The organism is Nitrincola tibetensis (assembly GCF_003284585.1).
Classification (GTDB): Bacteria; Pseudomonadota; Gammaproteobacteria; order Pseudomonadales; family Balneatricaceae; genus Nitrincola; species Nitrincola tibetensis.
Genome location: NZ_QKRX01000002.1, coordinates 414,010 through 433,841, shown reverse-complemented (window position 1 = coordinate 433,841; position 19,832 = coordinate 414,010). Strand labels below are relative to the sequence as shown.

General features: G+C 46.5%; 23 protein-coding genes. 17 read left to right on the top strand and 6 right to left on the bottom strand.

The window, feature by feature from the left end; genetic code table 11:
- Positions 1-8: 8 nt before the first annotated feature.
- Positions 9-983 (bottom strand): 23S rRNA (adenine(1618)-N(6))-methyltransferase RlmF, encoded by a 975-nt coding sequence (gene rlmF, locus DN062_RS04150; RefSeq protein WP_112157790.1) that lies wholly within the window; start codon positions 981-983, stop codon positions 9-11.
- A 197-nt stretch (positions 984-1,180) separates the two neighbouring features.
- Here rlmF and DN062_RS19180 point away from each other — a divergent pair, with 197 nt between their 5' ends.
- Entirely contained in the window at positions 1,181-1,381 is a 201-nt protein-coding gene (locus DN062_RS19180; RefSeq protein ID WP_112157788.1) for a GGDEF domain-containing protein, read from the top strand.
- Between the two features lie 23 nt (positions 1,382-1,404).
- Here DN062_RS19180 and DN062_RS04140 read toward each other — a convergent pair whose 3' ends face one another.
- Positions 1,405-2,013: a LysE family translocator gene (locus DN062_RS04140; RefSeq protein WP_112157786.1), complete on the bottom strand. Its 609-nt coding sequence runs from the start codon at positions 2,011-2,013 to the stop codon at positions 1,405-1,407.
- Between the two features lie 112 nt (positions 2,014-2,125).
- Between DN062_RS04140 and DN062_RS04135 the strand changes: the two genes are divergently transcribed.
- Positions 2,126-3,100: a GlxA family transcriptional regulator gene (locus tag DN062_RS04135; RefSeq protein ID WP_112157784.1), complete on the top strand. Its 975-nt coding sequence runs from the start codon at positions 2,126-2,128 to the stop codon at positions 3,098-3,100.
- A gap of 39 nt (positions 3,101-3,139) precedes the next feature.
- A complete protein-coding gene (locus tag DN062_RS04130; RefSeq protein ID WP_112157782.1) occupies positions 3,140-3,667 on the top strand; it encodes a M48 metallopeptidase family protein in 528 nt (175 codons plus the stop codon).
- A gap of 81 nt (positions 3,668-3,748) precedes the next feature.
- Here the strand turns inward: DN062_RS04130 and DN062_RS04125 are convergent, their stop codons facing one another.
- Positions 3,749-4,030, bottom strand: coding sequence for a putative quinol monooxygenase (locus tag DN062_RS04125; RefSeq protein ID WP_112157904.1), 282 nt, complete (start codon positions 4,028-4,030; stop codon positions 3,749-3,751).
- A gap of 138 nt (positions 4,031-4,168) precedes the next feature.
- Between DN062_RS04125 and arfB the strand changes: the two genes are divergently transcribed.
- From arfB to DN062_RS04060, 13 genes are all read left to right on the top strand, one after another.
- A complete protein-coding gene (arfB, locus tag DN062_RS04120; protein ID WP_112157780.1) occupies positions 4,169-4,582 on the top strand; it encodes an alternative ribosome rescue aminoacyl-tRNA hydrolase ArfB in 414 nt (137 codons plus the stop codon).
- Positions 4,583-4,755: 173 nt separating this feature from the next.
- The gene (locus tag DN062_RS04115; protein ID WP_112157778.1) at positions 4,756-5,175 is read left to right on the top strand and encodes a lysozyme inhibitor LprI family protein; all 420 of its coding nucleotides are present in this window, start codon (positions 4,756-4,758) and stop codon (positions 5,173-5,175) included.
- Positions 5,172-5,873 (top strand): response regulator transcription factor, encoded by a 702-nt coding sequence (locus DN062_RS04110; protein WP_112157776.1) that lies wholly within the window; start codon positions 5,172-5,174, stop codon positions 5,871-5,873. Before DN062_RS04115 ends, DN062_RS04110 begins: the two co-directional genes overlap by 4 nt.
- A 3-nt stretch (positions 5,874-5,876) precedes the next feature.
- Complete coding sequence (locus tag DN062_RS04105) at positions 5,877-7,373, top strand: HAMP domain-containing sensor histidine kinase (RefSeq protein ID WP_112157774.1); 1,497 nt, start codon at positions 5,877-5,879, stop codon at positions 7,371-7,373.
- A gap of 73 nt (positions 7,374-7,446) precedes the next feature.
- Positions 7,447-8,625, top strand: coding sequence for a peptide-methionine (R)-S-oxide reductase MsrB (gene msrB, locus DN062_RS04100; RefSeq protein ID WP_112157772.1), 1,179 nt, complete (start codon positions 7,447-7,449; stop codon positions 8,623-8,625).
- 57 nt (positions 8,626-8,682) lie between these two features.
- Entirely contained in the window at positions 8,683-9,048 is a 366-nt protein-coding gene (locus DN062_RS04095) for an MmcQ/YjbR family DNA-binding protein (RefSeq protein ID WP_112157770.1), read from the top strand.
- A gap of 65 nt (positions 9,049-9,113) precedes the next feature.
- Positions 9,114-9,998: a class A beta-lactamase gene (gene bla / locus DN062_RS04090; RefSeq protein WP_112157768.1), complete on the top strand. Its 885-nt coding sequence runs from the start codon at positions 9,114-9,116 to the stop codon at positions 9,996-9,998.
- 147 nt (positions 9,999-10,145) lie between these two features.
- On the top strand, positions 10,146-10,397 hold the full coding sequence (locus tag DN062_RS04085; RefSeq protein ID WP_112157766.1) for a DUF1272 domain-containing protein: 252 nt from the start codon (positions 10,146-10,148) through the stop codon (positions 10,395-10,397).
- A gap of 585 nt (positions 10,398-10,982) precedes the next feature.
- Positions 10,983-11,714, top strand: a complete 732-nt coding sequence (locus DN062_RS04080; protein WP_112157763.1) for an SDR family oxidoreductase — start codon at positions 10,983-10,985, stop codon at positions 11,712-11,714.
- A 79-nt stretch (positions 11,715-11,793) separates the two neighbouring features.
- Entirely contained in the window at positions 11,794-12,261 is a 468-nt protein-coding gene (locus DN062_RS04075) for an OsmC family protein (protein WP_036510057.1), read from the top strand.
- 383 nt (positions 12,262-12,644) lie between these two features.
- Positions 12,645-13,646 (top strand): chemotaxis protein CheB, encoded by a 1,002-nt coding sequence (locus DN062_RS04065; protein ID WP_112157759.1) that lies wholly within the window; start codon positions 12,645-12,647, stop codon positions 13,644-13,646.
- Positions 13,643-13,819 carry a hypothetical protein gene (locus tag DN062_RS18510; protein WP_156460551.1) on the top strand — a complete coding sequence of 59 codons (177 nt, stop codon included), beginning with the start codon at positions 13,643-13,645 and terminating at the stop codon, positions 13,817-13,819. Before DN062_RS04065 ends, DN062_RS18510 begins: the two co-directional genes overlap by 4 nt.
- Positions 13,806-14,432 (top strand): LysE family translocator, encoded by a 627-nt coding sequence (locus tag DN062_RS04060; RefSeq protein WP_164498070.1) that lies wholly within the window; start codon positions 13,806-13,808, stop codon positions 14,430-14,432. The genes DN062_RS18510 and DN062_RS04060 overlap by 14 nt, the downstream gene beginning before the upstream one ends.
- A 191-nt stretch (positions 14,433-14,623) precedes the next feature.
- Here DN062_RS04060 and DN062_RS04055 read toward each other — a convergent pair whose 3' ends face one another.
- The gene (locus DN062_RS04055; RefSeq protein WP_112157757.1) at positions 14,624-16,162 is read right to left on the bottom strand and encodes a bifunctional GNAT family N-acetyltransferase/carbon-nitrogen hydrolase family protein; all 1,539 of its coding nucleotides are present in this window, start codon (positions 16,160-16,162) and stop codon (positions 14,624-14,626) included.
- A 313-nt stretch (positions 16,163-16,475) separates the two neighbouring features.
- Here DN062_RS04055 and DN062_RS04050 point away from each other — a divergent pair, with 313 nt between their 5' ends.
- Positions 16,476-16,709 carry a GyrI-like domain-containing protein gene (locus DN062_RS04050; RefSeq protein ID WP_112157755.1) on the top strand — a complete coding sequence of 78 codons (234 nt, stop codon included), beginning with the start codon at positions 16,476-16,478 and terminating at the stop codon, positions 16,707-16,709.
- 14 nt (positions 16,710-16,723) lie between these two features.
- Here DN062_RS04050 and DN062_RS04045 read toward each other — a convergent pair whose 3' ends face one another.
- Both DN062_RS04045 and DN062_RS04035 read right to left on the bottom strand, forming a co-directional pair.
- Positions 16,724-18,277, bottom strand: coding sequence for a diguanylate cyclase (locus tag DN062_RS04045; RefSeq protein ID WP_133256741.1), 1,554 nt, complete (start codon positions 18,275-18,277; stop codon positions 16,724-16,726).
- 552 nt (positions 18,278-18,829) lie between these two features.
- Positions 18,830-19,762, bottom strand: coding sequence for a DMT family transporter (locus DN062_RS04035; protein ID WP_112157752.1), 933 nt, complete (start codon positions 19,760-19,762; stop codon positions 18,830-18,832).
- Positions 19,763-19,832 lie beyond the last annotated feature (70 nt).

The window sequence follows — 19,832 nt, the reverse complement described above, 5'->3', positions numbered from 1 at the left end:
TATTTTATTTAACCTTTCCAATGTGTTAGGGCCCATTCTTCTTGTGCTTTGTTATTCATGAAGCTCCAAGCTAATAGTCGGCTGGTTTTTTGCCCCTGAGACATTGAAATAACCTTTATTTGAACTGCACCTATACGTTGTAGCTGTTTTTTTAACAGGTGGACATTCTTATCTTTAGAGACAAGGCTGGTAAACCAGCACACCTGTGATTCGAAAGCCACACTTTGTTGGATCATGCGCGTTAAGAATGCCAGCTCGCCACCTTCACACCACAGCTCAGATGCTTGGCCACCAAAGTTAAGATGGGTTTTTGGTGTGTCATTTGGTTTTTTGTTTAGATTCCGCCATTTTCGCTGACTTCCTGATTCGGCCTCTTGTTGTGATGCATGAAAAGGAGGGTTGCAAAGGGTCAGGCTAAACCGATCTGAAGGTTGAATTATATTGGTAAAAATATCGTCAGCTGAAGAGTTCAAACGGATTTTAATAAGCTTGCTGATCGAAGCATTTGATTGAACAATTAATTGTGCTGAGCGCGTGGCGATAACATCTATATCGGTGCCGACGAACTGCCAGCCGTAAGAGCGTGCCCCAATGATGGGATAGATACAGTTTGCGCCACAACCTATATCCAGAACTTTAACACGTCGCCCTTGCGGAGGCGTCTGTTGATTGAAGGTCGCCAGTAAGTCTGCCGCATAATGGATATAGTCGACCCGCCCTGGGATGGGGGGACAAAGATAGCCATCGGGTATCTGCCAATATTTAATCTGATAGTAATGCGCCAACAGTGCTGCATTTAAACAGAGCACGGCTTTGTCATCCGTAAAATCAATAGTTGCATCGCCCTTGGGGTTGTCGCGTATAAATGAGGCAAGGGCTGGGTGGCTGCTCGTAAGTGCTTGCAGGTTGTAACGGCCTTGATGCAGATTACGCGGATGTAATTGCGGGGCACTTGATGTTGTCGCGGAACCTGATTTGGCCATTAAGAAATAGTTCTTTACAAAAGGGCGTATTTTAACGGATTTTGCTAAGTAGCGGCTATTTTAAATTGAGTTTTGTTCGCATAATTACTGTCATCCATTTACGGGATGACCCAATCACATTGGTGGTTTGATTAATCTTAACGGCTGTTTATACTCGAATTGCTTGCGCAGGTTCCTGAGATGATGTTTGTAACGAAATATCAGAACGACTTCGTTGCTATATCGAATCGGAGTGCTGGGCTGATGCCGGATGTAACTTAGGCACGATTACCATCAGCGTGGGTGTTGTGGCCTATCCTGATATCACTGGGTCTGTGGAGGAGCTAATTTTTGCCGCTGATCTAGCACTTTACCGGGCCAAGAATGGCGGTCGTAATGAAGTGTGTATTGCTGCGTAGAGCTCGATAGCTTTACAAGGGCTTTAGTTACTCAGCGGAAGCCCTACACCAATCAACACGAACAAACTGCCACACACTCGATTGAATCCTTTGCCACAGCGTCCTAGCCAGTTGGAAACGCTTTTGGCGAATCCGGCAATAAACAGTTCGACAAGGCATTCAATTAGCACAAACGTGAGCATCATAATTAAGAACTGTATCCAAAGGTCATTACTAGGGTTGATGAACTGTGGGAGAAACGCACCAAAGAATAGGATTACCTTAGGGTTTGAGAGGGCTGCCAAAAAACCTTGGCGTGCCATATGCCAACCGCAGACACCGTCGTTGGTCATGTCGGACCGCCCTGGAGCAGGTGAGCGCCAGACTTGAATACCCAACCACACTAGATATATCCCTCCTATAATTTTCATTACCAACAGCAACTCCTCAGCCAGAGTGAGCAAAGAAGCGATGCCAAACATCGAGAGGGCGATGACGCATGCAAAGCCAACAGCTCCACCTGCAATGGTTTTCAGCGTGCGTGTAGGTCCATGGATTGCGCCATGTGTTAGTGCCAGCAAGCTGTTGGGTCCTGGGGTCAAAGATAGTCCCAGTGTGGCGACAAGATAGATCAACCAGGTTTCCAGTGTCATACAAAACTCCTTAGCAAGATAACATTAACAATGTGCTCAGTATGCAGGCGACATTCGGCTTTATATGTGTAAATATTGGACATTATTTGGTAAATATTAGACAGGATGCTGCATGAAGCGAGCAGATGTTGGTTTTCTATTACTACCGCTGCCTGGTTTTGCCTTGCTGCCATTCGGCGGGTTTCTTGATAAGCTGCGTTTTTCGGCTGATGATGAAGACCTAAGTCAGCAGCGCTATTGCCGCTGGCAGGTGCTTGGCTACGAAGTGGGTGCCAGTGTCGCTGCGAGCTGTGGGGTTGAGGTCAAAATTCAGACCACTCCAGAGCATTTGGATTGGCCTGCCTATCAATACTTGGTGATCTTTGGCGCACGAGAAGCAGGCCAGAGTGCAGCGTTAACGACTCGCTACCGTAGGATATTACGCCAAGCCAATCAGTATGGGTTGAGTCTGGTTAGCATTGATAATGCTTGTTTTTTATTGGCTCAGGCTGGTTTTTTGAAAAATCATCGAGTGGCGGTGCATTGGAGACATGCACGTGAATTTGCTATCTTGTTTCCCAATATTGAAATGAGTACTGAGCAGCTCTATCTGCTGGATGGCAAGCGGATCAGCTGTGCGGGTGGAACCGCTGCTATTGATCTGGCAACTGAGCTATTAAGTCGCCACTGTGGCCGTGAAAAAGCCCTGAAAGGTTTGGCGGATATGCTAGTCGACGAAACACGAGAAACGAGTCACCGACTTAAGTCTCTGCATTCCGAACCGGATACAGGGCGGCGCTTGAGTCGAGCGTTGGCGTTGATGCGGCAGTTTCTTGGGGAGCCTATGAGTATAGAGGCTTTAGCTGCTCAGGTCGGAGTGGGTAGGCGACAATTGGATCGGTTGTTTATGGAGCATTTTGATTTGACGGCGCGCGCCTACTGGCAAGAAATGCGCTTGAAACATCTCGCTTGGCGGTTACGTCATAGCCATCACTCCTTATCTCGTTTGGCAGATGAAGTGGGCATGACAGATGTGGGTTACATGAGCAAAGTGTTCAAAAACCACTTTGGCGTAACCCCGAAACAGTATAGAGGAGGGAACCATTAAAAAGGGCCTATCCTTTTTAGTAGGGTGATACATAGTTTTATGAGTCAGACAAAAATACTCAATTACCTCAGTTGTTACAGCCCACAAGTTCAGCAGCAGGCGCTGGCGTTATTGGATAACAACAAATCTGGTGTTTGGTTACAGAAGAAGTATCCGCAAGCACATGAGTTGGCGTCGGAGAGGGCTTTGTACGACTATGCCCAAGGCATTAAAAATCAGTTTATGCGCAGCTCAACGCCGATCAGCAAAGTGATCTACGATGACAAGATTCACATCATTAACAATGCGCTAGGTTTACATACGTATGTATCGCGGGTGCAGGGCGCTAAACTGAAATCGAAAAACGAGATTCGGGTCTCTGCTTTATTTCGTAAAGTTCCGGAGCCATTTTTACGGATGATTCTAGTACATGAACTCGCGCATTTGCGTGAGAAGGAGCATGACAAGGCATTTTACAAGCTCTGCTGTTATATGGAGCCCGACTACCACCAGCTTGAGTTTGATCTTCGCTTATACTTGTGTCACCGAGATCGTTTTGGCGACTTATGGGCAAGATCAACGGATTAATCATAGCAATTTTGAGCTTCAGTCTAAGGATTAGAACAATAATGCCCAAAAACATAACTGTTATTCAGCCTAAGGCATTGTTCAAGAGGATTTCGTGATGTTGTAGAAGCGTTCGACATTTTTTGTCACCAAGCCCCAGTGGGATGTCTTGACTCTGGCTTGGTGTTGCTCGAACGCGGCCTTGTCGGTGAACTCTTCATATACGTCAAAGCGATGCGGGTTTACTGGATCTCGGGTGATAGTAAAAAGCAAGCATCCTGCTTCTTGTTCAGTTAAGGCAATATGGTTTGGCAACTCAAGGCAAATGGCCGCTAGGTCTTCAGCGGGTACTTCAATGTAACCACTGAGAGTGATTTTAGACATGGTGTTTTCCTTTTGCTCGTCTAGAACTTCATTAATCGCTTTAATTGGCAATAAAGTCCAGCTAAATTTCACCTTGCAACTACATCGATCATTTCGGTTATACTGATCAGCAGATAATAGCTTAACAAAGAGGCTCTTTTGCTCGAAATTACTGAAAATATTCATTTAGCTGACTGGGAATTTGACTTCCAAGCGATTCGTGCCCAAGGAGCGGGTGGGCAAAATGTTAACAAGGTCTCTTCTGCCGTGCATTTACGCTTTGATATTCAGCGATCGTCTTTGCTGCCTATTTATAAAGAGCGGTTACTGAGCTATTCAGATCAGCGGATTACCCAGGATGGGGTGGTTGTGATCAAAGCTCAGCGCTTTCGTACTTTGGAAATGAACAAGGAAGATGCTCTGCAGCGGCTAAAAGAATTGATTCAGGAGGCTACTAAACCGGTTAAATTACGCCGAGCAACCAAACCCACCAAGGGCTCTCAGCGCCGCCGAGTAGATGATAAAACTCAGCGTGGTAAAACGAAGACACTGCGTAATAAAGTCAGCTTTTGATTTAACTTGATTGGGCTACCTGTGTTTCAAAGCTCTGATGGCTGGGGTTGGTCCAGTCCATCTGGGTTTGGTATTGTTATGGCCATCATATTTTGGCTTGGAGTATGGCTATGTATTGGTTATCTTGTGGAACGTGAAGCCAAACGATAAATTCATCAAGGAGTGTACCAAGGATGTTGTTGAAAAAGTCATTCGGTATAGCACTCACCGTATTTTTCGTGTCTGTGTCCGTTGCGGATGAGTCACTTGATTGTGAAAATGCGATCTCAACGCTTGAAATAAACGCGTGCGCAAGCATTGAGCTTGATTTGGCCCAGCGTGAGATGGAACACTATCTTCAAGCCAGTCTAGAGCACAATGCTGATGATCCCGAGCTTGTCGAGGCAATCCAAGTCGCGCAAAAGGACTGGGAGGCTTACTACACGTCCCATTGTGATTCTGTTTACACACAATGGCGTGAAGGAACAATTAGAGGCGTTATAACAATTTCTTGTCGAACAACGCTAACCAAACAACGAACTCATGACCTGTGGGAAAATTTTCTGACTTACATGGATAGCACGCCTCCTGTATTGCCAGAGCCTAAGATATGACTCGAAACGTACTGATCGTTGAAGACAACCCCGGTATTGGTGAGCTTGTGAGTATGCATGTGGCCGAGCTTGGCATGACCCCTGTTCTTTGTGAGCGGGGGGATACGGGTCTTGAGCGGTTTCGTGAAGGGGGTATCGATCTTGTGATTCTCGACCTGATGCTGCCAGGAATGGATGGCTTGTCTGTGTGCCGCGAGATACGTGCGGGATCAGGGTATGTTCCGGTGCTGATGTTGACAGCTAAAAGTACGGAGCTAGACCGAGTTCTGGGTCTGGAAATGGGGGCAGATGATTACCTCACCAAGCCTTTCAGCGTAGCCGAGCTAGCCGCGCGGGTGAAAGCTTTGTTCCGGCGGGTGGATGCGATGGCCTCTGCGCCTACTGTAGAAGCGAGTAGTGACGAATTGATGCTTGATGGGCTGCGTATTGACCCAGTGCGTCGACGTGTGTTCATCAACGATCAGGAGGTGGAGCTCACCGCTCGAGAGTTTGACCTGCTCTGGCATTTTGCCAGCCATCCGGGTCGAGTATTCAGCCGAGTCCAGTTGTTGGATACCGTTTGGGGTTACAATCATGAAGGATACGAGCATACCGTTAATACCCATATCAATCGCTTGCGTGGCAAGATTGAAAGCAATCCAGCCCAACCGGAATTTATCCAGACTGTCTGGGGTGTGGGTTATCGCTTTCGGGAATAGCCCATGTTGAAAACACTCTACACTCGCTTGGCGCTCGGGCTATTTTTACTCTTGTTGGCGGTGGGCCTTCTGTATACCTTTATCAGCCAGTATTCGCTTCGTGAATACAGTGCATCAGTCAACCAAGCGTTGCATCGGGATCTGGCTAAGAGCCTTGTATCTGACAGGAATCTTGTCAGCGAGGGTCAGCTAGACCGTAGCGCCTTGGAAGCGTTGTTTACACTCTACATGACCATCAACCCCAGCATCGAAATTTATTTTCTGGATTTGGATGGAGTGATTCTTTCGTATTCAGCCGATTCGACAAAGATTAAGCGCAAACAAGTTTCACTGGAGCCACTTCACCAGCTGATGGGAGACATGAATCGTTATCCCATTTTGGGTGATGACCCTCGCAGTCACGACCGAAAGAAAATATTTTCCGTAACCCCAGTGCCATCGGTAGAGAATCCTGATGGCTATCTTTATGTGGTGTTGCGGGGTGAAGAATACGATGCTGCGGAAACCATGGCGCGGGGTGCGCAACTGCTGGAGTTAAGCGTCTGGGCATTGCTGATCAGTCTGGCAGTGGTGATGGTGGCAGGGCTGGCGGTTTTCCGTTTGCTGACTCGTCGACTGACCGATTTGACGCGTCTGGTCGAAGCGTTTGAAAACAGTGACATGAGCGAGACACCGCCAATTACTTGGCGAGACAAGCGACCCGTGGTGAGAGATGAGATCGATTACCTAGGTGCTACTTTTGATGATATGGCTTGCCGGATAGCCACTCAGATCGAACAATTGACGGAAAAAGATGCTCAGCGCCGTCAGTTTGTTGCACAGGTGTCACATGACCTGCGCACACCCTTGGCCTCCATGCAGGGATATATTGAAAGTTTGAAATTAAGACGTGATCGGCTGAGTCAGCAGGAACAGGATCGCTTTCTTGATATTGCCCTCAAGGAAGGTCGGCGTTTAAGCCGTTTGGTTGATGAGTTATTCGAGCTGGCTGCACTTGAAGCCCGAGAAAAGCAACCCGTACCAGAGCCCTTCCCACTTGCTGAGCTCGTGCACGACGTGGTCCAGAAGCACGGTCAAGCCGCTCAAGACAATCAACTGGAGCTTAGCCTGAAGGGAGATCCAGATTTACCGATCGCCTACGCTGATCTGGCCATGACAGAGCGTGTGTTGGATAACTTGATCGGCAACGCCATTGCTTATAGCTCCGCGGGGGGGCGCATTGAAGTGATCCTTGATGAGGAGAGCGGCGTACCAGAGGTATGTGTTCGTGATACAGGTCCTGGTATTTCAGAACAAGACTTGCCGCATATCTTTGAACCTTTCTATCGGGGAGACTCTTCGGGTTCTGGCCATGCTGGGCTTGGACTGGCGATTGCTCGCAGGATTATGGCACTTCAAGGCGGTGATATCCGTGTTGAAAACTGTGTGAATGGAGGGGCATCTTTCTGCATACGGCTACCCGTGTATGCACCTAACTGTGCCGATGTTATAAAAACGTAATAAATTGGAGAGCTGCCTGTGATGAATCTGATGCAAACTGACTCCAGTATTCACAGGATATGAGGATAAAGTTATGAAACGCTATCTGTTATTAATGCTCACAGCAACAGTCATGGTGCTGGCTGGATTCCAGCTAAGCGCATCCAACGATCTAGGTTCTAAATACGCACCCGATGACCCTAAGTTAGCTGTTGCCACCTTCGCAGGCGGGTGCTTTTGGTGCGTAGAGGAAGCCTTTGAGAAGGTTCCTGGAGTGGTAGAGGCGGTATCCGGCTACAGTGGTGGCGATGAAGTAAATCCGACCTATCAGCAGGTGGCTGGTGGGCTTACTGGACACACTGAAGCGGTGCAGGTGTATTATGATCCAGGGGTGATAACCTATGAAGGGCTTCTGCAGACTCTATGGCGGACCGCCAACCCGACGGATGCTGAAGGTCAGTATGTTGATCGAGGTCGGCAATATCGTCCCGCCATTTTTTATCATAACGAAGCAGAAAAGCAAGCAGCCGATGCTGCGGTGATGGCGCTGGAAGCATCTGGCCGTTATGACAAACCAGTGGTAATTGAAGTAGTCCCTTTCACAGTATTCTACGAGGCCGAAGAATACCACCAAGATTATTACAAGAAAAATCCAGTACGATACACGTTTTACACACGCAACTCAGGGCGTTACCAGTTCATCGACGCCGTCTGGGGGAATGATAGAGAAGTCGATTATTCTCTGTACCATCCGCAAAATGTCGAGGTGTCTGGGGACGCTCATTCTAGCGAATCTAGCCCGCAGTCAATTCATGTAGAGGGATTTAACCCTGATACATTTGTAAAACCGAGCGACAGTGAACTTAAGGCGCGTCTTACAGAGGAACAGTATTACGTTACTCAAAAAGACGGTACGGAGCGTCCTTTCAGGAATCAATACAATGATGAGAAGCGAGCTGGTATCTATGTCGATATTGTCTCTGGCGAGCCTCTATTTTCATCTCGTGACAAGTATGACTCGGGCACCGGCTGGCCCAGCTTCTCTCGACCTATTAATCTAGATTGGGTGGTTGAAAAAGAGGATCGAAGCTTCTTCTCGGTACGGACTGAAGTTCGTAGCCGCTTCGCTGACTCTCATTTGGGACACGTTTTCAACGATGGTCCGGCTCCCACGGGTTTACGTTATTGCATGAACTCCGCTGCGATGAAGTTTATCCCAATTGAAGAAATGGCAATGCAGGGGTACGGTGCATTGATCAGTGAGGTGGAGTAATCGCAATGAGTAACACATGCGGCTTATGACGGCATTTTAAGGCTGGGAAATACAAACATGAATTATGATGAGTTCAATCACTTTTGTGGTTCGTTTCCAGCGACTACCCACGTTGTGCAATGGGGAAACTCGCAGGTTTGGAAAGTCGGCGGCAAGGTGTTTGCTATTGGTGGATGGGGAAAAGATAAACAACCGGCATTTACATTTAAAGTTTCAGATTTGAATTTTGATCTTCTCAGCGACCTAGATGGGTACATACCAGCGCCTTACTTTGCCAACCGTGGTATGAAATGGATACAGCAAATAGGCACATTTAGTGAGTTGGACGAAGAGTTAAGATATTATTTGTCAGAATCTTATCGTATTGTCTCGCTCGGGCTGAGTAAGCGTAAGCAAAAAGAGTTAGGGTTGAACCCTCAGTGAAAGTCGTGAATCTGTCTTATGAAAAATGGTTCAGGAAGACTCTTATTCTTAAAGGAGTGTAAGGTATGAGTAAACGCCGTGGGCCGCTTTTCTTAAGCGGTATTTTATCTGTATGTTTGATGCTCCCTTCGGTTTTTGTGCAGGCTCAGGACGATGCCCTGATGACCGAGCTCCAGCGCATAGAAAATGTGCTTGATGCACGGATCGGTTTCTCCGCATATGATTCAGAGACAGGAGTGCGCTGGGAATATAATGCAGATCAACGTTTTGCTATGTCCAGTACTTTTAAAACATTAGCTTGTGCGGCCTTGCTTCAGCGTGTTGATAGCAATGAAGAGCAACTTGAAAGAAAAGTCAGTTTTTCAAAATCCGATCTTGTGACTTACTCACCTATTACAGAGCAGCATGCCGATAGTCGGGAAATGTCACTTTTTGAGTTATGCGAAGCGACACTGACGACCAGTGATAACACGGCTGCAAATCTCATTTTACAGGCCATAGGTGGGCCAGAGGTCGTGACTGAATTTGCGAGGGGAATTGGCGATAATGTCACGCGATTGGATCGTTGGGAAACAGAGCTGAATCAGGCGACTCCAAATGATGATCGAGATACAACCACGCCCAATGCCATGGTAGGTAATCTTAAAGGGTTGCTGCTGGGTGATGTTTTGTCACCCAACTCTAAAAGCCAATTGCGAGAGTGGCTCGTCGGAAATAAAGTGGCTGACGGCTTATTCAGAGCAAGTATGCCCGCAGAATGGGTTATAGCCGATAGAACGGGAGCGGGCGGATTCGGGTCTAGAGCTATTACGGCGGTAATCTGGCCGCCAGAGCGCTTACCGATACTTGTGGCATTTTACATAACAGAAACGACAGCGTCCTTTGAAGACAGAAACACTGCGATTGCCGAATTGGGAAGTGTTATCAGAGACGTGATTGAGGCCAAATGATAATATCTAAAATCCAAAGTGGCATTTGAGGCTGTTTTTGCTGTATTTTTTGGAGTAGTTGGCTTTAAGTTACTGACAAGTAAAATCGTAGAATAGTGTTCTAATCCAGTAAGCAATGCGCTATACAGGTACAGAAGAGGAGACTTTATGCTAGAGCTTAGGCCAAACTGTGAGTGCTGTGACAAAAACTTGCCGCCGAATTCAAGCGAAGCGGTCATCTGTACGTTTGAATGCACTTTCTGCTCAAGTTGCGCAGAAAGTGTTTTGCAGCATCAGTGCCCAAACTGCGGCGGGAACCTGGTTCCACGCCCTATAAGACCGGAATCACTGTTAGCAAATAATCCAGCTTCAACTAAGCGCATCCTGAAACAAGGCGGGTGTGTCACTGTAAATTCATAGCATCGCTATTATGCGAGATGAACTGCAAGAACTTGGGGCCAGGTTTCGTAGGCTGGCACACAGAGACGTGCTCTTGGCACCACGGAATGAGCTTCACGGGGTAAAGTTCATCGGTGTCTTTGGACCGGTTCCATTTGACCGATTACTGCAGGTACAAAAGCGCTGACACGAATACCCTATTAATATGGAGGAGGGGGAAACATAGAAGACTTTACCGGTGATCTATCCACTCCACTATTCGACCTGCCACTCGCTATAGAGCGAGTATCGGAGGGAGTCTCGCTCGTGCCACTTACGGACTCATGCGAAGGGCCGCGCAAGAAATGGTTGTAGATGGCACGTTTAACTATTCGAATGATCAAGTTCCGGATGCCGAACTTAGTGCGTTTTTCGCCGGTCATCGTAACACCTAAGGAATTACAGAGGAGTTTCGCATTTGTTGGCTACTATTCTGGGCCAGGCCGCTATTATGCATACAAGCGCGGTAGCGTTTGCGGGTCTTGGTGCACAACTCGCTGTGTCGGATAGGTAGCTGCAAGATGATGTGGTGGGTGATTTCGAATTACGTGTTATCAGGGAAATACGATGAATAAAGTCGTTATCGTTACTGGCGGTGGTCGAGGAATTGGTGCGGCAACTTCGAAGTTGTTAGCATCAAGAGGGTATGCTGTCTGTGTCAATTACCGCTCAGATGCCAAAAGTGCCGATGCTGTCGTTGCTGAAATTACGGCGCTTGGTGGTAGAGCGTTTTCGTTCCAAGCTGATGTTTCCAAAGACACTGACGTTGTAGCGTTATTCGATGTAACCGAAAAAACCTATGGCCATGCTACACATTTAGTCAATAACGCAGGCATTTTGTATCCTCAGTCGTGTCTTGCCGACATGGATGTTGAACGATTTAACACAGTTATGTTATCTAATGTAACGAGCTGTTTTCTTTGCTCACGTGAATTTATCAATCGAAATAAATCGACAGGCGCTATCGTGAATGTATCATCTGTTGCTTCACGGACAGGCTCGCCCTTTGAGTATATTGATTATGCAGCCTCTAAAGGGGCGATGGATTCATTGACCAAAGGGTTGTCCTTGGAAGTTGCCGCTCAGGGTATTCGTGTAAATTCAGTAAGGCCCGGTTTTATTTATACCGATATGCATGCCGATGGCGGTGAGTCCAATCGGGTTGACCGCTTAGCGCCTCAAATACCATTGCAACGTGGTGGTACACCTGATGAAGTGGCAAATGCTATTGCTTGGTTATTATCAGATGAAGCATCCTATGTTACTGGATCCTTCATCGATCTGGCCGGAGGGAAATAGCTGGGGTTACACCAAGCAAACCCACTCCAGAACTGAATAGGGCGTTCTAGCTTTGGAGATATACTAATATGGAGATGAAATGTCCGAATATTTTGCTTTAGTGAAATGGGGTCGTGGTAAGGATGAACCCTTCGTCGACAATAAATATAGCCGTGGCCATGTATGGGAGTTTGATGGGGGTGTTACTGTACCTGCTTCATCGTCACCCCATGTAGTACCTTTACCTTATTCGGTTGAAGCAAATGTTGATCCCGAGGAAGCGTTTATTGCCTCCTTGTCGAGTTGTCATATGCTTTTTTTTCTATCAATTGCAGCCAAAAAAGGCTATGTGGTGGAAAGTTATTCTGATGATGCTAAGGGCATCATGGAAAAAGATGGATCAGGGAAGATATCCATGACCAAGGTTACGCTCCGCCCGAAAGTAGAGTTTTCAGGGGATCGGATTCCCTCAAGAGATGATCTTGAAAAAATCCACCATCTTTCTCATGAACAATGCTTTATTGCTAACTCGGTAAAAACAGAGGTCAGCACAGAAATTATCACTTAACTAAGCCATGGTCAGAAGGTGTTTCTAGGGACAATCGACTGCTCACGAACGCGGTTGTTCCTAAGCATGAAGTCACAACTAAACTTGTTAGTCTGGCTGTAAATGCAACATGGGAAGCAGATCAAACGGGCGCTTTGCAAAATGCTGTGCGCGATTCCTTGGATAACGACACAGGGCTATTTTTCCAAACAATGGAAAACTATGATCAAGAGCATGTTCGCTAGTATGTGCTCAATGGCGCATATGGAACTCACGAAATTTGATAGCATAGGTCACTGGGTAAAGCATCCTAGTTGACGGTGGCGTCGCTATCCCTTGTTTCGATTTCAGTTACGCGACTCCACATACGATCTTTTGAACCTGCTCCATCGATAGAGGTGGTGATGAATCAAAACAAAAATTCAATGCTCATAGTTATTGGAGCATCCGCGGGTGGCATGGCCGCATTAAAAAAATTGGTTGCACAGCTTCCGAAGGATTTTTCGGCCCCTGTTTTTATTGTCACACACATGAGCGCTGATGTTACCGGAGACGTGCTGGTCAAAGTATTAAATGAGAGCAGCCATCTACCCTGTGTGCATGCGCACAATAAACAGACATTCAAAGTCGGTACTATGTATCTAGCGCCATCAGATCAACATATGTTGATAGCGAAGGGGGAAATCCTGATTACTAAAGGCGCCAGAGAAAACCGTTCACGGCCTGCTATTGATCCCTTATTTCGTTCTGCTGCTGTGACTTATGGCAACAGAGTCATAGGCATCATTCTGACAGGGTATCTGGATGATGGTACCAGCGGCATGATGGCGATCAAACGTTGCGGTGGTGTCTGCATCGCACAAGATCCTGAAGATGCGTCTTATCCGGATATGCCACAATCGGTAATAGCCAATGTTGGTGCCGATTATTGCTTGCCAATAGCTGAGATGGGGGCGCTGCTGACTGATCTTTTAAGGAGAGAGCTACCGGAGAGCAAGCCGGTACCGGAAGACATAATGATCGAGGCTAAAATCGCGCAGCGGGTTTTGAGCGATTTGCCTTCAGTCGAAACGTTAGGCGATCAGGTACCATACAATTGCCCTGACTGTGGCGGAGTTCTATGGCAAATGAAGGAAGGAGAGCTGTTAAGGTACCGCTGTCATACAGGTCATGCGTTTACCGCCTCGGTACTGCTGGCTCAGCAAACTGTAAAGATTGAAGAAACGCTTTGGGTAGCGCTGAGAATGTTTGAAGAACGCCAGAATTTGCTGGTAACCATGAGTAAAAATGAAAGCAAACACGCTCCTTCATCAGTCACTCAGCGGGCTAAAGATTCTCAAATTCATATTGACCGCATTCGTGCCATGCTGAAGGCTACCGACCAAGATTCTCATGGAACAGCATGACTCTTATAGGACTTTACTCAGTTATAAAGGACATTAGTTTTTTATTGGCCGCATCAGCGGCCAATATCGAAGCCACAGAAGGAGGGCTGCTTGACGAAGCAGGTATCGTTACACTGGTATTTTTTAAAGTAGGATTATCAGTTAAGCCAAGAGGTCGTGATGAATATACTTGAAATAGTTGTTCTATTTGCCGTGATGGTGATGCTAGCACTGGTTCCTAGCACTAGTGTGGCCTTAGTTGTTGCTCGTTCTTCAACCGCTGGATTCTTAAACGGCGCTGCTGTTTCAGTTGGTATCGTACTCGGCGACCTTGTTTTCGTTTTTCTGGCCATTTTCGGAATGACCGCGTTGGCAGAAGTGATGGGCGGTTTTTTCTTGATTCTAAGGTATATTGCGGGTGCGTATCTCATCTGGTTTGGTATAAGTCTTTTGAGATCCAAAGCTAGAGTACAGGTTCCAGCAGGTCGCTCAGTCTCATCATTATCTGCAAGCTTTCTCACGGGCTTAATTATTACACTTGGTGATGTGAAGGCCATTCTCTTCTATGCAAGTTTGTTTCCTGCTTTTGTCGATTTGGCCACCCTGAAGACTTCAGATGTCATCGTGATTAGCCTGCTAACAGTGATGGCGGTCGGTGGTGTCAAGTTATTCTATGCGTATTCTGCGAGTAAAATCGTATCCTTGCCGAGCGTATTAAAGTCGCAACACAAGGTGCAAGGTGCTGTTAAGGTGACGGTTGGAGGACTGATGGTGGGCACAGGTGCCTACCTTATTGTGAAGGCGTAAACGTTGTGAAAACACATCGTTTCATTCAGCTTAAGTAAAAAGAGCTGGCTGTAAAATCTCAGCAAGAAGCGAAAGTTAGGGGCATCTACCATCATTGGAAAATCTTTGTTGTGAAGCGCCCGCACTTGGCTTTAGTAAACGCTAAGTACGGGCTTGATCTGATTTGAAAAATAAGGCATCAAACAAGTGTGTTATTTGGTAGCCGAAGTCGGATTGACCAGAGAAAGTTGATAAACATCGTGTCGTCGATCTCTCATGGTGTGAACGCTGCCATGACTGTGAAGTTCTTTTAGCGCATTCAGGTCAACATCGACAATCAATAGCATCTCAGAGTTGGGTGTTGCTTCTGCTTTGATGCCTGTCGTTGGAAAAGCAAAGTCTGATGGCGTAAATAGCGCTGACTGGGCATACTGAATATCCATATTGTTTACCCGAGCCAAGTTGCCTACTGCGCCAGCAATTGCCACGTAGCATTCGTTTTCAATTGCTCTGGCCATCGCACAATGACGCACTCGGGTGTAGCCGTTTTGGGTATCCGTCAGAAAAGGAACAAACAGAATGTTCATGCCTTGATCGGATAATAGACGGGCATATTCAGGAAACTCCACATCGTAGCAAATCATAATGCCAATTTTGCCGCAATCTGTGTCAAATACTTTAACTTTATTGCCTCCCGTCATCGCCCAGTTACGTCTTTCTGCAGGGGTGACATGAACCTTGTCGTATTGCTCCCAAGTACCATCACGGCGGCATAAAAAGCCGCTATTATAGAGTTTTCCATCCATAATGTAGGGCATGCTGCCGGTGATAATGTTGATGTTATAAGCAATGGCAAAGTCAATAAACTTGTTACGAATGGTCTCCGTATATTTGGCCAGTTGCCGAATACTCTCGGGCACACTTAAATGGTTGTAGTGTGCCATCAACGGGGCCGCAAATAGCTCTGGAAATAAAATAAAGTCACTGCCGTAGTCCGATACGGCATCGACAAAAAACTCCATTTGATCAAATAGGTTGTCAATGCTTTCCATGCTGCGCATTTGCCATTGCACCAGCCCTAGTCGTACTTCAGCTTTGGATACATTAATCAGTTTTACTGACTTGGTGTAATAAATATTCAGCCATTCTAATAAAGTTGCATACTCTTGCGATTCAACATCACCGGGAATATAACCTTTTAATAATTTGCGGACATGGAAGCCATTGGCCAGCTGAAAACTTAATACGGGATCATGCAGCTCTTTGCGTTTTACTTTTTCAATGTACTGTTTTGCAGTCATGCTATCTGCATTCTGCTCATAGTTTGGCATTCTGCCGCCAGCCATAATGGCACGCAAATTGAGGTTTTCGCACAGCTCTTTACGCACATCGTATAAACGCCGAGCTAGACGTAAGCCTCGATAATCAGGATGGATAAAGACTTCAATGCCATACAGCACATCACCATCTGGATCATGATTGTCAAAAGAGTTGCCAGAAATGATTTGCGCGTAAGTGTGGTCATCACCAAATTTGCTGTAGTCAATTATCAGCGAAAATGCGCAGCCTACGACTTTGCCATCAACACAGACACAAATCTGACCATCAGGAAACTTGGTGAGTAGGGCGTTAACGACATCTTCGGTCCAAGTTAACAAAGGACCGGATTGATAGACTTGCTCGGATGCCTCGCGTAGTTCTGTCATATCCTGTTTAGTAAGGTGGCGAATTTCGACGTGATTTGCTTCCATGGCAGTTCCTCAGTTGGTTAAAATTCTGCCTGATTGTTCAGGCGAATTGCCTCGCCTGTAAAAGGGCGATTGAAACGTATTTCGTATGCATGTAAAAATAACCAGCTGGTTTGGCAATTATCTTCAGGCCGCCATATTCATATAGCGTACCACACAACACCTAAGCTCATTGCATTTACAGACAGGTACCGCTAGGGTAAATAGCTGTGAGGTGTGCTAATTACAGCTAAATTTCCTGTGTTAGCTTTGAGGTATAGGGTGTTTGTTTTACGCTGCAGTATGTATTTCGCGTTAAAAACTAGGAGACTGAGTCGTGTATGTCACTCAAATAGATGAAAAGATTGTGAAAGGAATCAAGGTTAGAACTAGAAACGCTGATGAGATGAATCCCGATTCATCAAAAATATCAGGTCTATGGCAACGCTTTTATGGCGATATTTTTTCAAACTTAGCACCCGGCGCAAGTATTCTAGGTGTTTATTGCAACTACGAATCAGACTTCACAGGTGAGTTTGATGTAGTCGCTGTCTCAGCTGTACACGAATAAGCGGGTAGCACGGCTCAATCGGCTCGATAGAACACCGCTTGGCGCTTGCCTGCTTCCTTAGCACGATACAGAGCAACATCGGCTTGCTTAAGTAACTCATCAATGCTTACGGCACCTTCGGCGATGTGGGCAATGCCGATGCTTACCCCAACCTCAACCGTAATTCGACTTTGATCATTTGCTCCTAATTGCATCGGCGCAGTGATTACTGTAATTACCCGCTCCGCCATAGCGTATGCTGATGTGTGGTCAATGCAGTGACTGAGTACCACGACAAACTCGTCCCCACCTAAGCGAGCAATCAAATCACTCTCTCGCTTTATGTTGAGTAAACGTTTGCCAATGATCTGCAGTACATTATCGCCTAAGTCATGGCCATAAGTATCATTGATTGGCTTGAAGCCATCGAGATCCATCGTTAATACCGCAAAACCTATTCCGCTCTCAGACCAACGGACAAAGGCATCCTCTAGATAATGCATCAAGTGAGAGCGATTGGGCAGCTCTGTCAACATATCGTAGAAGGCGAGACGATGCATTGTCTGTTCATTTTGCTTTCGCTTGGTTATATCCTCAAGTGTCAGGATTGCCATTACTGGATGGCTCTCTTCGTGCAGGATAACTGAAACTTCACAAATGGCCTCACTACCATTTGGATATCTCAGACTTATCTCACGTTTATCTAAAAGTTTGTCTGGTGATGCGTGTAATGCCTCAAGTAAGCGATCCCATGTACCCGGAACAGAGCATATCAATGAATCCTGCACTTTGGCGCCTATCGGTAAGATGCCCATCTTACGTTCCCAAGCTTCATTAATATTGACCAGTGTTTCATTATCGAGACGAATCACCGCTGCGGGTACGGGCATGACACGCAATAAGTCGAGCAAGCGGTTTTTCATCATTAGCACCGACTGAATCAGAGGTGCTTGTCTTTGGTCGATTGCTAGATGTTTGTCTGCCACTAGGTTTCCTTGCATGATGTCCTGAGCAATAGCAATTACATGCTGATCCTCATAACCTTCGCGACGAAGCCAAATCGATAAATATGCCATCATAAGAACAAAAGGAAGAAAATAAGCGACATGTTTCCAGAACAGCAACCAGAATGTGTTGGTATCGAAGACGTACACCGCTATGCCTATGGTTTGAGCATAGCCCAGTATCAGGTGGTGCAGATAGATGACGGTCGTTGCCATAAGAATAGTGCGCCAATCGCGATAGTACAGCAGCACTCCGATCAAACCAAAAGCCGAAAAGTGAGCTTCAATATCGCCGGCATTTTGATGGATGATAAGCCCAGTAAAGACCATAAATGCGGCGCCCATATAAAGGCGCGTAATCAGCTCACCGGGATATAGGCGTGCAAGTAGCACGGCTAATAACAAGGTTGGTACTCCAATCAGCATTACGGCGAAAAGGGTATCGTAGAGTGGCACTAACAAAAGACAAATAATGAGCAAAAAAGCGTTCATTCCCACCATGATACGATCAGCACGCACACGATACGGATGCAGTAACGTATCAAAACGTGCCTCATGGTCAAACCAGTTTACACGTAACATCATCCAAAAATACTCACACAAATAAATCCACGCTGTGCACTTTCATACGCGAGATAACCAAGAGCGGTGAGCGAGTAAAATAGCCAAGTTCCCACCCAAATTCTTGGGCGTTTCCACCAGGAACTACCTGATTCCGACGTGCGGCGGGCATGTGTCAACACGGAACTTATACCTGAAGTGTTTGCTTGCAAGAAAAATACACCTACATGATTTTATGTAATTCTAATATTGAGCAAAGTATATACCAGACATTTTGTAAGTGCATAGAGCATAGTCACATCCGTAGCACTGAGTACCTCTCTGCTAATCAAGCGTATGATTGGTGTTCTAATAACAAGATTCGTTATACTGTTGAGTATCGAAAAAATTAATAGACACAGCAAACCTCGCACTGCAAGAGAGGGATCAGCTGCCTTGCTCGGTTTACTCGTCAGTAAAGGAGCAGAGGTTTTGAGTAAAAACCTGCTCTCTGAAGGCAGTGTCCAAATCAGCAACGACTATGGTGTCAATGGATTCGGCGGCGCGTGCCCTCCACAAGGGCGTGGGATGCCCAATTTAAGCATCTCGGATACGACTTGCCCGGTAAGCCCCTAGTCCGATGAGTAACATTCCTAATAAGGCCGCAAGGCTCAGTGACTCGCCCAATAAAGGAATCGCAGCTAAACCTGTTAAAACCGGTGTGAGAGCACCAATTGCTGAGGTGTTTTCAGCACCAATGCGGTTGATTGCAAAACCATATGAAAAACCTGCCAGTAAACCCGCTAAAAGAGCCTGTGTGACTAACTGAGTGGCAATCTCTTGTGAGGAGGCGGTGGTAATACCTGTTTCATACCAGCCCATAAGCGCAAGAAATGCGAGTACACCACAGGATAAACAACAGAGTAAACCCGCTGCAGCAAGAGGTGGAAGTCCTGCAACTCGTAAACTAACTGTAAATAATGCCCAGCAAAAGCTTGCACCCAACAAGAGTAGGTCACCTTTGAGTACTTGTAAGTCACCTTGATATAACGAGTGACTCATTAACACGGCCACTCCAAGTGCCACCCAACTCAGCCCCCAAAAGCGAGCGGGGTGTAAGGGTTGTTTATAAATAAACACCGCCATTGCCGTGACAAACAAGGGAAAGGTGCCGGGAATCAATAAACCCGCATGAGCCGCAGGTGCGTATTGAAGCCCAGTTGAGCTTAGGTAAAAGAAGGGCACGCCAGCACCAACCAGCATGCCAAACAGGTACCTGAAACGCGTATTGCGGATCTTTTCACGATGACGCCAGACAAAGGGCAGCAAAACCAAGGCCGGCACGAAATAACGCATCACCGCTAAGTCAAACGAGGTGAGTTGCCCTGATGCGGATAAACGCACCGAAATTAACCAGCCTGACCAGATAGAAACCGTGACCAGGGCTGCCAATACGCCCATGTAAAAGTCTTTCCCTTGTGTCAGGACGCGATAATCAGCAGAAGGTTCGGATGGAGTTGATGCGCTCATTGAATAACACCTTACTAAAATGAGTGTGTATTATGATGCCAAAATACAGCGCATGTCCTTGCGAATTACT